The organism is Bacteroides sp., from assembly GCF_019417265.1.
Taxonomy (GTDB): domain Bacteria; phylum Bacteroidota; class Bacteroidia; order Bacteroidales; family Bacteroidaceae; genus Phocaeicola.
Window position 1 is genome coordinate 1 of record NZ_DXVR01000081.1, and the last position, 13,509, is coordinate 13,509.

At 39.0% G+C, this 13,509-nt stretch carries 11 protein-coding genes and 1 pseudogene; all 12 read right to left on the reverse strand.

All coding sequences use genetic code 11. The features are described from left to right. Nucleotides 1–305: 305 nt before the first annotated feature. The 12 genes and pseudogenes from QZ379_RS09755 to QZ379_RS09810 all read right to left on the reverse strand — a co-directional run bounded on the left by QZ379_RS09755 (nucleotide 306) and on the right by QZ379_RS09810 (nucleotide 13,347). Nucleotides 306–584, reverse strand: a complete 279-nt coding sequence (locus QZ379_RS09755) for a hypothetical protein (protein WP_291563789.1) — start codon at nucleotides 582–584, stop codon at nucleotides 306–308. Nucleotides 585–608: 24 nt separating this feature from the next. Beyond that, the gene (locus QZ379_RS09760; protein ID WP_291563792.1) at nucleotides 609–929 is read right to left on the reverse strand and encodes a hypothetical protein; all 321 of its coding nucleotides are present in this window, start codon (nucleotides 927–929) and stop codon (nucleotides 609–611) included. Between the two features lie 179 nt (nucleotides 930–1,108). Further along, entirely contained in the window at nucleotides 1,109–2,143 is a 1,035-nt protein-coding gene (thiL, locus tag QZ379_RS09765; RefSeq protein ID WP_235326691.1) for a thiamine-phosphate kinase, read from the reverse strand. A 14-nt stretch (nucleotides 2,144–2,157) separates the two neighbouring features. Further along, complete coding sequence (locus tag QZ379_RS09770) at nucleotides 2,158–2,967, reverse strand: purine-nucleoside phosphorylase (protein ID WP_235326693.1); 810 nt, start codon at nucleotides 2,965–2,967, stop codon at nucleotides 2,158–2,160. Then, nucleotides 2,906–4,042, reverse strand: coding sequence for a tetraacyldisaccharide 4'-kinase (gene lpxK / locus QZ379_RS09775; RefSeq protein ID WP_291563797.1), 1,137 nt, complete (start codon nucleotides 4,040–4,042; stop codon nucleotides 2,906–2,908). The genes QZ379_RS09770 and lpxK overlap by 62 nt, the downstream gene beginning before the upstream one ends. 28 nt (nucleotides 4,043–4,070) lie before the next feature. Continuing rightward, nucleotides 4,071–5,834, reverse strand: coding sequence for a signal peptide peptidase SppA (sppA, locus tag QZ379_RS09780; protein ID WP_291563800.1), 1,764 nt, complete (start codon nucleotides 5,832–5,834; stop codon nucleotides 4,071–4,073). 9 nt (nucleotides 5,835–5,843) lie between these two features. Continuing rightward, complete coding sequence (locus QZ379_RS09785) at nucleotides 5,844–6,257, reverse strand: hypothetical protein (protein ID WP_291563802.1); 414 nt, start codon at nucleotides 6,255–6,257, stop codon at nucleotides 5,844–5,846. A 209-nt stretch (nucleotides 6,258–6,466) separates the two neighbouring features. Next, a pseudogene (locus tag QZ379_RS09790) lies at nucleotides 6,467–6,699 on the reverse strand (RNA-binding domain-containing protein); the annotation flags it as partial. A gap of 2 nt (nucleotides 6,700–6,701) precedes the next feature. Continuing rightward, nucleotides 6,702–7,754, reverse strand: coding sequence for a DUF1848 domain-containing protein (locus QZ379_RS09795; RefSeq protein WP_291563806.1), 1,053 nt, complete (start codon nucleotides 7,752–7,754; stop codon nucleotides 6,702–6,704). Further along, a complete protein-coding gene (locus QZ379_RS09800; RefSeq protein ID WP_291563808.1) occupies nucleotides 7,741–10,212 on the reverse strand; it encodes a hypothetical protein in 2,472 nt (823 codons plus the stop codon). Before QZ379_RS09800 ends, QZ379_RS09795 begins: the two co-directional genes overlap by 14 nt. A 31-nt stretch (nucleotides 10,213–10,243) precedes the next feature. After that, the gene (locus QZ379_RS09805; RefSeq protein ID WP_291563811.1) at nucleotides 10,244–11,272 is read right to left on the reverse strand and encodes an ATP-binding domain-containing protein; all 1,029 of its coding nucleotides are present in this window, start codon (nucleotides 11,270–11,272) and stop codon (nucleotides 10,244–10,246) included. Nucleotides 11,273–11,280: 8 nt separating this feature from the next. Further along, nucleotides 11,281–13,347: an NERD domain-containing protein gene (locus QZ379_RS09810; RefSeq protein WP_291563813.1), complete on the reverse strand. Its 2,067-nt coding sequence runs from the start codon at nucleotides 13,345–13,347 to the stop codon at nucleotides 11,281–11,283. Nucleotides 13,348–13,509: the final 162 nt, after the last annotated feature.

The window sequence follows — 13,509 nt, forward strand, 5'->3', positions numbered from 1 at the left end:
GACACAAGGATTTTCAGTCCTTTGCTCTACCAACTGAGCTATGGCACCGTTGTTTCTCGTTTGCGGTTGCAAAGGTACGCATTTTTTTTATACTACAAAATCTTTTTGAAGAAAAATTTTAAAAAACTACTTTCTGATTATGAAAAAGTAGATTGACAGTTATTTAATTCGGAAAATATAGTTTATTGAGAAGTCTGTAAATCAAATAAGGATGTACCGTCTGGCACACCCTTATTCTTCAAGTTAGAAAGTGTTAGTAGAGTTTTTGTGAAAAGTTTAGTTAAGCTGTTCAGATATTGTGTTGTTTAGAATTTGAAGCTTACACCTGCTGTGACGAAGCCTTTAGTTCCAAGACCGGCTTCCACGAAACCGCCTACACGGTTATTGCCCACTCTAAGTGCTATAGGGTTTACCTGGTATGCGAAATCTGTGCTGAAGCTTGATTTTCCTGCTGTTGCATTTTTAGTCAATGCGGTTTCTGTGTGTCTTGACAAGTTTACACCGGCTGCTGCAGAACCATAAAGTTCAACTAATCTACGCTTGAAGTAAACGAACTCAGCTGTAGGAAGAACGAGGAATCTCAAATCTTTTTCTTTTATAGAAGGAGATTATTCTCCTGCAAGTGCCAGTTTGCTGCTTGACATTCCGAATCCGAGGTCTGCACCAACTCTGAATCTATTGATTCTGTATCTGTATCCGAATCCGTAGGTAAGACTTGTTTTACTGTCAGAACGTTTTGTTCCTAATATTGCATCGCCGATACCCATTCCCAAGATGTCTGATATTCCTTGTGTTAGTCCGTCGCTCACTGACAGGCGGATGTCATGTTTTCTGTCTTCCGATACAAAATCCTTTGTTGAGTTCTGTGCATTAACCATGTTTACACCTGCTACCATTAATAAAGACAATGCTAAAAATTTCAGTTTCATAATTCAAATAGTTTAGTAAGTTAATATTCAATTTTTGTTTATTTCTTTGTTTCTTTCACTGACATAACGCAGGATTATATGAAAACCCCTATGCCCCAACGAAAAAAAATAAAAAAATGTCAGCAACACTCCTTTACAAGCATTGCTGACATTTAAATCAGTCTAAACTATTATGTCTATTATTTCAAAGGATTCCATCCCTGAGCTTTAAGCTCCAGTTCGTTGCCGTCTCTTGTCACGAGTGCACAGCCTAATTCCTCTTTTGTGATGTGACCAATCACTTTCACATCCTTAATCTGTGAAACAGCTTCGTGCATTGTCAATGGCACAGTGAAAAGAAGTTCGTAGTCTTCTCCTCCGTTCAGTGCACAAGTGCTGAGGTTCATATTGAACTCTTCTGCCATTACCGCTGTCTGATAATCTATTGGAATACGTTCTTCGTAAACGCGACATCCACATTTGCTCTGGCTGCATATATGCATTAGTTCGGATGAAAGTCCGTCGGAGATATCCATCATTGCAGTAGGTTTGATACCGGCTTTTGCCAGTTCCTCAATGATATCTTTTCTTGCTTCCGGTTTAAGGAATCTTTCCAGTAGATATTCTTTTCCTGCAAAGTCTGGTTGCACATCTTTGCTTCCGTTGAACACAGCCTTTTCGCGTTCCATAAGCTGAAGTCCCATATATGAAGCTCCAAGGTCACCTGTCACACAGATAAGGTCAGTTTCCTTGGCACCGTTGCGGTAAACCACATCTTCTTTTCTTGCTTCGCCTATACATGTGATAGAGATGGCAAGTCCTGTTACAGATGAAGTGGTATCGCCGCCCACTATGTCAACATTATGCAGCTGGCATGCCAGTTTCAATCCTTCGTAGAAATCTTCCAGGTCTTCAATACAGAATCTTTTTGATACGGCAAGTGATACTGTTATCTGCTTCGGTGTTCCGTTCATTGCGTATATGTCGGAGAAGTTTACCATTGCCGACTTATAGCCCAGATGTTTCAGCGGTGTATATACCAAATCGAAATGTACACCTTCCATCAGCAGGTCTGTAGTGACGAGTACCTGACGGTCGCTATATTCCAACACGGCAGCATCATCACCGATACCGTATTTTGTTTCGTTGTTTACTAACTTTATATTGTCGGTCAGATGTTTTATCAGTCCGAATTCTCCCAAAGTGGAAATTTCTGTTCTGTTTCCTTCGTGCATGATTATATAATTGTTTATACTCTGTTTATAAGTTCTTTCATTATGCTTGTCATCCGTGGTTGAGCGGCATCGGCAGCCTTTTGTACTTCTTCGTGCGATACTTCCACTATCTTGCCTTCCACTCCCAGGTCGGTGATAACCGATACACCGAATACTCTGATTCCGCAATGGTTTGCCACAATCACTTCCGGTACTGTAGACATACCTACAGCGTCAGCTCCCAATATTCTGAACATCTTATATTCGGCAGGAGTTTCGAAAGTAGGTCCCTGAGTACCGATATATACACCCTTCTGAAGTTTGATACCTTTTTCAGCTGCAATTTCGAATGCCTTTTCAATAAGTTCGTGCGAATAAGCCTCGCTCATGTCCGGGAATCGAGGACCGTAGTCTATATTCTTGCCTCTTAATGGATTGTCCGGGAAGAAGTTTATATGGTCCGTAATAACCATCAGGTCACCTATTTCGAAATCAGGATTAGTTCCACCTGCCGCATTCGATACGAAAAGTGTCTTTATGCCGAGTTCTCTCATGACTCTGACAGGGAATGTCACTTCCTTCATCGAGTAACCTTCGTAGTAGTGGAAACGTCCTTGCATTGCGAGGATGTCCTTACCTCCAAGTTTTCCGAAGATTAGCTTGCCGCTGTGTCCTTCTACTGTCGATACGGGGAAATTCGGTATCTCTGAATAAGGTATTTCATACTTGTCGGTAATGTCGTGTACCAAGCTGCCCAGTCCTGTGCCCAGTATAATTGCTGTCTCAGGATTTGTCTGCATCCTTGCTTTCAGGAATGCTGCTGTTTCTTGAATTTTTTCTAACATACTCGGTTGTTTTTTTGTTGAACTTTATTGTTTCGTTGTTCAGGAAGCTTACTTCCACAGGCAGAGCGTAGATATATGGTTTCAGTTCTTCGTTCAGGTGCGGATGAGTGGTAAGTCTTGCTGCATCTTTCTCGGTCGTTATTATCATCCTTCTGCCTTCGGGCATCGACATGAATCTGTTTCTGAGGGTCTCCATGTCTTCCCGATTGAAGTTATGATGGTCGGCAAAGACCATTGACTCTATGTTCCCGGTGTATTGCCTAAGCTTCTCTGTTATAGCCTTTGGTGATGCTATTCCGGTGAGCAACAGTATATGTCTGTCCGGTGATATATCTTCAGGCTTCATTTCGTCGTTATTTCCCTGACGGAATATGCGGTACAGATTTCCGTACTTCATATATGTGAAGAACACTTCCTGTTCTGCTGTAGGTGATATTTCGGAACGCAGTCTGTCCATCTCCTCTGAACAGAGATTCTCCGGACATTTGCTGACTATGATAATATCAGCCCTGCTTTTACCGCTTGCCGGTTCTCTCAGTCGTCCTGCGGGCAGGAGAGTGTCATAACAGATACGTCTGTTATAGTCTATCAGCAGTATGTACATCCCTGCCTTGACATATCTGTGCTGATATGCATCGTCCAGCACTATTACCTGCTTCTTATCACGGTTGCCTGCCTTGACGATAAGATTGTCAATACCGTTGCATCTGTCACTGTCGGCGGCTACATTGATATCCGGAAACTTCTGCCACATCTGGAATGGTTCGTCACCTATATCCTCTATAGTGCTCTTCCCTTTCTCTGCCATGACGAAACCTTTTGATTTACGTTTGTACCCGCGGCTCAACACGCACACACTGAATTCATCTTTCAGCAGTCTTATCAGATATTCTGTGTGAGGCGTTTTTCCTGTTCCACCCACTGTGATATTACCTACGCATATCACCGGTATAGGGAAACTCCTTGATTTCAGAATATCCCAGTCGAACAGCTTGTTTCTCAGCCATACAGCCATGCCGTATAAAGCCGAGAATGGAAGCAGAGGAATGTATATGCGAGGTTTCTCTTTTTTCATTTTCGTGTGGTTGGAACTATTATACATTTTAGTTTATAGATATCTCGAAAGGCATTCTTGCCTGTATGCGGTCAGCCTTGTCAAGGTTCTTTATCATCATGAATCCGTTGTAGAATTCTCCGAACGAGTCTTCCAGCTTGCTGCTGATATATCTTTCAGGCTTGGCGTTGCTGATGAGGCTTGTGATGAAATCCACTTTCTTAGGATAAGAAGCTACCTTGTAATCTCTTATACCGCAGAGTTCAGAAGCCTTCTTGATAGCACATTCCAGATTTCCCAACTCATCAACAAGTTTCAGTTCCTTAGCCATTTCGCCAGACCATACACGGCCTTCTGCAATCATCTTCAGACTGTCGATAGGCATATTTCTGCCTTCTGCACATCTCTTGGTGAAGAGTTCATAACCGCTGTTCACCATGCCCTGTATCAGCGCACCTTCTTCTGCGTTGAACGGACGGCTCATGTCTCCCATATCAGCCAGCTTGTTGGTCTTTACACCGTCTATCTTAACTTCAAGTTTCTTTGTGATAAGTTCCGATGCGTCAGGAATCATTCCGAAGATACCGATAGAACCAGTAAGAGTAGTTGGCTGAGCCACAATCCAGTCGGCAGCACAAGAGATATAGTAACCGCCTGAAGCTGCATAGTCACCCATAGAAACTACTACCGGTTTCTTTTCTTTCAGCAGTGATACTTCGCGCCAAATCTGTTCAGAACCGTATGCGCTACCACCCGGAGAGTTTACTCTGAGAACTACGGCCTTAACATTGTCGTCATTTCTCAGGTCACGCAGATGTTTGGTAACTTTTTCAGATACGATACCTTCATTATATGGATCCGCTGCATTGTCTATCTCTCCGAATGCATAATATACAGCTATCACGTCGCGGCTCTTCACTGTTGAAGGCACTGCAAGATTCTTCATGTCGTCCAGAATCAAAGTGTTCAGAGTAGATTTCTCGCTGATATTTGTCAGTTTCTTCAGATACGACAATACCTCATCCTTATACATCAGCTGGTCTGCCAGCCCGTTTTCCACGTATGCTTCAGCAGGCTGGAAATCCATACATTTATCAGCCATCTCATTCAGCTTCTCAACTGAGATGTTTCTTGATTCCGATACTTCGCTTACTATTTCATTCCAGATAGACTGAGTGAAAGCAAGAGTCTGTTCTCTGTTGGCAGGGCTCATTTCTGTAGCGATGAACGGTTCTACGGCTGATTTGTATGTACCTACTCTGAATATCTGCATTTTTACACCCACCTTGGCAAGCAAGTCTTTCAGGAACATAGTCTGTGCAGACAGTCCGTGCCATGAAATACTTCCCGAAGGATTAAGGAAAACCTTGTCGGCTACGGTAGAAACATAGTATGCGCCTTGAGTATAAGCACCTGAGTAAGCCACAACAAACTTTCCTGATTCCTTAAAGTCGGCTATTGCAGTTCTGATGTCCTGAAGCGATGCTGTAGAACAAACGAAAGCTTCGGCATTGATAAGCATACCTTTAATCTTAGGGTCATTTTTAGCTTTCTCTATCGATGCCAGGATGTCTTCAAGTCCTCTTGTAGATATTTCTTCACCCATCAGCTGTTCGAATGGATTCTCTTCATATCTTTCCACTACGCTGCCTTTAAGGTCGAGCACAAAAACAGAATTTTCTTTCACTACAGTTGGCACTTCAGTAGTTGCCACCATGCCGCCTATTACCGATATACCCATTATGAGCAATATGAAACCGGCAATCACCATTCCGATGATTGAGGCAAAAGTCATTTTTAAGAAGTCTTTCATATCAATAAATTATTTAGATTGTTCGTAGCCTTCATACAGAAAGAATATCTGTCCGTTTTTCTTTTCTACAGTTACTTTTCCTCCCTCTTTGCTAAGATTGAAAGGAGTCATTATGTCAGTCTTCGCATCTACCACCATCAGTGCATTATCTTCTGCAAATCTGTTTATCTGGAATGTGATGTCTGCATTACTCATCGTGCGTGCCATTATCAGACTGTCGTTGATGTATATGTTCAGCGAATCGCCTGCAAATGATTTTGTCAGACAGACTTCGTAGATGTCTTTATAAGTCTGTTCTTCGCCTGTTTTCTTTTGCGAGCGGAAACCGAGATAAAGGAACAGGCATACGATGAAGAATACTCCGAAAGCCAGGAGTCCGTTGCCTATCATAAACTGTTTGTTGCTTTCTATACTTTTACTCATTCTGTGTTATATGTTTTATCACAACAAAAGTAGTAAAAATCTTGAGAATTTAAGGTTTACATTAAATTTAAATGGCATTTAAATGATGTTTAAATACCATTTAAATGCAAGATTTGATTTTTTTTGCCGATTTTAGTGAACGCATAATGAACGTCAAATGAATAAGAAATGAACATTATAACAGTCAACCAAAATTAGGAAAAGACATTCCGTTTGTCGTAATCGTATGTGTCTGTCCGACAATTTCCCAAGAACTGTCATGTACCCCTAACACTAAATCCCCTCCTTCCATATTGGCAATAGCCGATACATATGAGATGACATCGTTTTTCTCATCCTCACAGAACGGGTTCTTCAAATTCTTGAATTCCTTCCATTCGCAACGAGCATTCTCTTGTGGATAGTTGCGAAGGAGATATTATTGTAGTTCTGACTCTTGCATAATTACCCAATTATACTTTCACTTTCATCATTATGTTTTTCAGTATTTCGGATGACGCATTCTTTACTTGTATTGGCATAGCAGTAGACACAGAAATGACGACAAGTATTATACATGCCGATGTCTTTGCTGACCATACATCCACATACCTTACGTTGCCCTGTATCCTTTACATTACGCACCTTCTCTGGTATTGGTGGCAAATTACCAAACAAGTCTTTTTCTGGTAATTTTAATGTATGTAGATAATAGACAAGTTCCTTATCGTCAGCAAAAATGCGTTTCATCAACTCGCCATCAATGCAACGATTGTGTTCTATTCCGTATTTTTCGAGGTCAATATCTTCTGCACAAGTGGCGATTTCAACATCCCAACCATCTTTGTGCCAAGCTTCACGAATCTTTTGAAGACCTTCTACAATTTCTATTCGTTGAGCAAGGTTGGCTTCGGCATTCTCCACATTCTCCTTTGTGAAGAGCATACTTTCCTTAACAAGATTGTTTTGAACCTTGCGATATGCTTTTACATCAATGAAACTGAATACAAGCTTATTTGTGTAACCTTTCAGTTTATTTCCAATGTGCCAAATGCGCGTCAAGAGGTCACGAGGAGCAATGTTTGGCGTAATTATTAAAGGATCAAAACGCCAGATAACTTTCTCCTTACCAATCATATCAGAAAGTTTCTTGAATGTCTCAACTCTGTTTTCGACAGACGAAACATTAGGCTCAAAACCTTCTTTTACATAATCGTTGAGTGTAACCTGAAAATAGTAGTGTATTTCTCTTTCGTCAAGCTCATGAAGGTATGGGAGGATCGGCTTTGGGTTCTTTGTCCAGAAAATCACCACCTTGCAGTTCTTGAACGAAATATACATTCTCTGCTGGTTGAACGGATTATACCAAGCACAATACCCTTTAGCCAAGCGGTTGAAGAACCACTTGGCATAAAAGGCAGGAATATCGGTTGAACGACTTGCAGAGACAATGACAGGAGCTGTAGCTTCTACTTGTTCACCTGTATCGTTCGTGATAATAATTTTACCTGTTGGCATAACGATTAAATAAATCTTGTATTAACTGCTCAAAGTACTGTTTATTCTCATAAGTTCCCTCTACGATAGGAGGATAACCACCTTTATCATAAAAACACCAATGCTTAAAATGATCAATGGTTGATCTATTATCAATAGGTTTATCCAATGGATTAGAATAGTATTTACCACCAGGAGCATAACCTTTTTGAAATGTTATTACCTTCCTGGAAAGCGTTTCTCGCATTTTTATAGGTAGGTAGTCTCTTGAAAGGATAAAATAGTTAACATTTGCATCCTCTACAAATTTAGATGATGTTGGATGTATTGGTTTCAGGTTTTGCTTTTCAACACCACCCTGCGAAATAACTTTATTTCCTTGTGGTTGTGGATGCGAAGTCGTATTTAAATTTTTAATACTTGAAATCAGTTTCTCAATCTTCTTATACGCAGCATCAGTTGGTTTCAAGAAGTTGTCAAGGATGTTCAAGAACGCTTCTGGATCTTGCCTTTTACTCTCAAGTTCTATAGCTTTATCAATATTTTCTTTTTGGGTCTTTAAGCCTTCCTTACCTACAATCGAATAAATTTTACTACGGAATTGTTCTGGTGTATAAGAGCTCTCATCTCCTGCAAAATTAACAGCATCAAGAGCTTTGTATGCTTTAGTTGTAGTAATACGTGAGAAACTACTAAAAATATACATAAAAGCTTTAGGACTTTGAACTATATTTTCAAGTTCAACAGCCTTATTTACCGCCTCAATAACTTTCTGCTGTTTTACATCTTTTGACTCTACATTATTTAGATTCTCAATAATCTTAGATCTCAACTGACTTTCTACAATAACTGAAGTATTATTGCTCGCTTTAGGTAAGACTGCATCCTTTATTTCTACTCCATTAAGCATTCGCCAAACATTACTTGCAAATGATTGATAATAATCCTTATTGCCATTAATCAATACAGACGTAAATGTCTTTGGCAGAGACGTAAAACCTCTTGTGGCACCATAGATGCCATAAGCTAACTTATAATTACAGAATCCTACTTGTACAAGGTACTCCACCAAGCGATCAATGTTATCGCCTTTCTGACAGAATGCAGCAAACGATGAAAGTACATCATTTTCAATAGCGAATAAGTCAAAGGCGGAGTTTTCCTGGAAATGATTAAGTAATGCTCCAACATAAGCGGATGCAGGATTTGAGTCCCATTTATCTCCAAGCATGTTCCTTAAAATCATACCTCCATTATATGCCTGTGCCAAAGGTTCTTCTACACCATTTTCTTCCATTACAGATTTGTACTCTGCCATAAATTGGGAGCAAATAAGGCTCTTATAGAAAGAACTTTGGTAAGATGTGTCCAAAATATGCAAAGATAGATTATCATCAACATTCAGCAATTCCTCAATGGCATACTTTTCACGTTGAGCATTATCTTTTGCTTCTAATTTACAAATGGCGCTATTCATATTGTCTGTGACACGAGAAAATGTCTCCGGGGAAACATACTCTAAACAACTCCACAATTCGTTTGCATCATAGACTCTACGAAGAGGAAGTTTGTTACAGAATGCGTCATAAACACCCCAGTAGTGCAAAAGATTCTTGGCGTCTTTTATAGAAAGACCTTGCGGATTGTCAGACAATTTTAACTCTAATAAATTTTTGTTCCAAATGGTATCTTCATCTATTGAAGAATAGATCTCGTTAAACTCTCTGATTCCATTCAAGATAGCATCGTCTTGTGCCTGGGTGGGCCTTTTATCAGGAGAATTTACAACAGCAGAAAGCGTGTTACGAAGTTTTCTTGACAAAGCTTTCAATTTGCCAACCTCGTTGCTGACTGAGCTATTAGCACCTATTAGATAACAATAAATGAAACCTTTAATTCTGTCTAGCAGAACGTCTCTACTAACATCTATAGGTTCATTCTTGATCTTGAAATTTACATATGAAGGATTCCATAAGAAATCATCTTTTTCAGATTGAGTAAATAAATCTTTGGCAGCGCCAAAAAAAGTTTTTTTCTCTTTGGGTTTAACACCTATGTTAGGATCATAAAGCTTATAGAACTTATTCTCCAGACTTTGTTCCGCCTTTGACAATACACCTTGACGCTCCTGATAACTATTAAAATAGATACGACAATGAAAAGGGTTAAGGTTGATGGTATGATAGCAGAGATAGGTCTCTACTCCGTTATGTTCCTTAGCCTTCTCAAAGAATCCATCTTTATAGTCATCAGTTTCTATCTCAATAACCATAGGATAGTTCTCTAGGTCATTTTCTTCAATCTCGAACCTTGGATATTTACTGTACAATATAATTACTTGCTCTTTGTCATTCGCGCAGACAGGATAGAAGCGTTTGTTACCAAATCCGCGTCTTGCGTAAAATCCTAAGGGCGAAGTTGACTCTGAAGACAATATGTTATTGAGATTCAGAGTACAGGTTGGTATGTATAATTTCATAATTATCCTTTTTTTTAGGAGTTGACAAAACTCATAGTGTTAATTTGGGACCACTTGTAAGACTTGTATCATAAAGCGAAGTAGGTACATCATCAAAAAAACTAGAAAGATTGCCTGAGTGCATTATATACAAAGCTCGATAGGTTCTTGTTACGGCCACATATAGTGGATTTCGGTTTGCATCGTCTTCAACAGTACATTCAGGAATGAAAACATGTTCAAATTGAAGTCCTTTAGAACTATGGTAGGTCATCATCTTTGGATTGTCTGAAGAAAAATCTAGATCCATAAACTGTCCATACTTGGCTTCAACGTTTACACCATGATTCTTGAAATATTCATATGCACGCTTTACTTCATCATTGTGTCTAAATAGGATGCCGACATCCTCCATGTTTTTGTTTTGAATAAGCGAAATGATGGCATCATACTGTTCAGTAATGTTATTGTACTTGATAATCTTTGGTTTTTCAACACCCTCTTCAGTACAACGTTCTTCAAGTTCGTCACTTTCGGAATTTAGATACTGTGCAAGACGGGCTATCTTTTTGGGTAATCGATGATTGAACACAAGCTGTTCGACAGGGAACTTAGTAAAATACTGTATATCCTCCATTGAAACAGTTTGCTTATCTTTAATAAAAGTATAAAGTTGTTGAGCCGAATCACCATACAACAATAATGCTTTTTTTGCCTTAGAACGGAATAGTTCTATATCCTCTTTGGAAAAATCTTGTGCTTCATCCACAATAATATAATCTGCACTTGGACATCCAGCTCTATTCTGCCAATGCCAATGATAATCAACATTTCGTTGTGGAATACCTACCTGTGAAATGCCATCGGCCATATATTGCATTAGTGCTTTAGTGAACACTATGTAAAGATAGGTACCCTTATGCTCATCTTGTATCTGTTTTGCCTTCCACAAGGCAAGAATGGACTTTCCGCTACCTGCACAACCCTTAACAATGTAGGAGTTATCCGTTTTCTTGTTAATCACCTTTACCTGGTAATCATCAAGTTCGGAATCTTTAACGTAAAAACTTCTTTTAGCCATGATTAGATTTATAGATTTATGTTAAAACTATCAATTATTATTTCATTGTTTTTTGAATGGCAGCAAATTGCCAAATTATCATTTTGCTTGTATTTGGTGGAGTGTATGACGTGGATAAGGTTTGCTGTTTCCATCCCTTGCATGATAGCTGTCTTAAGCGGTTTCTTACACAGCACTCGATAACACACCCTGCTTTCGTCATTTGATTTGTGAGAATGACTTACGCTGAATGTTTGTTGCATAAAGCAAAAGTCTCTACATCCATTATGACAAGCACACGACAATGGTAAAAGCGTCTCAATGGTTCTGTTTTTACGGACATAGTCATTTATTGCATTATTCATCAATTGAGGATAGAAGTATCCTGAATGCTCGTCTTTAGTTGTTACATCAAGTATTATAAGCAAACCGTTTTCATGAAGAAAAGCCGTGAGTTTCTTTGCCATTATTGCGTATGCATTTGTTGGTAGGACTTCTTTAGAAATTAACTCACAAACCATCTTGTCACAGAGGATAAAATGATAATCGTTCTTTCCGAATGCAAGTTTTTCCACGTCTTCAATAGTGCCTAACGTTTGGCTAAATATACTTAGTTCGACTTGTATATTTTTATTAGGGTTACACTCTATTAAATCCTTGAGTATCTCTAAAGCACCATCATTGCCATCTATTGCTGTGATGCTTATCTTTGTATGAGGTAAATGTCTTCCAATTGCTGTAATCAAGCCTAGAATTTCCCCACCCGTACCGCAACCGTAATCCAATACACTAATCTCATCTTGTTCCAACGTTTTCTTCAGACATTTATTCTGCAAAAGATTATCTGCTATACAAAACATCTCTGCATAACTGCGAGGGAAGTAAGTACCAAGATAGACTTTAAGTTCTTCTTCGTTGAGATCAAGATTATACTCATAACGCTCATGCTCTGGAGCATAAATAGCTTGATGGTCATTGAAAATCTTTTTGTCAAGCCAATGTGGCAGAATCGTCTTTGATTTTCGGAAACAAACGTTCGAATTAGTATTTGACAGTTCTTTTGATTGATGTTCTTTGACAACACCAGATGAATTGTCACCTTCGGTTGTAATTCTCTCGCCTTCTTCCCAAAAGATTGTAGAAGGTGAAATGGCCTTAACAGCATGATTAATGAACTTTGCGAGTTTTGCACAATGTTCACCGATGCCATCTGCATTTATTGTCACAACATATTCTTGAGTTAACCTTATTCCGTGTGCTGCAAAAGATGAAGATGCCCTTGTGCTGTCAAGCACCTTAATAGTAAAATTGTTGAGCTTGAGTGATAATTTTACTATCCTCTTCACAAAATTCGAGAGTGCAATACTATTTTCGTTCTCGACAACAAAAGAATCAAAGTTTAACATTACCTCTTTTTCCTTTTGTTTTTTCTCTTCAGTGTGGGGCACGTACTTCTTTATATCTTCGAACGACTCTATTTTCTCAATTGGCTCTGTTGGTTTATCATAAGTAGCATTGCTAAATTCCGTCAGGTAGAAGGGATTTAGGTTGAGAGTTTCCGCAAGTTTTACGATTCCGAGTTGGTCAAGGTCGGTGTGAGGACAAGTGATGTCATCCAACTTTTCAATGAAATGTTCGCTATCAGTAATGTGAAGCCAAGACCTGTTGGCGGCACTTAAATTGTTCTCCAACTCTATTGGTTGATGAAAAATAATAAGGTGTGGTACGTCCTTGATTAGGTTCTTTTCAACATCTAAGACTTTAAGTTCTTTCTTTACCGTGGAATGATTTATCTTAGCTTGTTGAAGAACAGTCTTTCTCGAACCTCCCTTAATAATTTTACCATTGCATGTCCATTCTCCATTTTCATTGGCAATAACATTACCTCCATAATTTTTGAATTCTATAGAAATAATAGCGTTCTTCTTTATAAAGAGGGCATCTAACTCACATCTAATATTATAGTTGCCTGCAAATACACAGAATTCATTCGAATCCTCATAATGAGCTTTGAGTCGCTCACAGAGGAACCGAAACTGCTCACGTTCTGCTGTTGTGTTAAAGTTTCCGACTCTGAATGCTAAAAGTCCTCCCATTGCAAAAAATCAATATTATTAATGTAAACTAAATGGTCTTCATTTCTGAATTTACTTTTTCGTTGAAGAATTGTCAACTTTTTACTACAAAAGTACATAAAATATTGTATAGTCAAAAGTAATTGAATTGCGAAAAATTCCCCCAAAAGTATTACCTTTGCA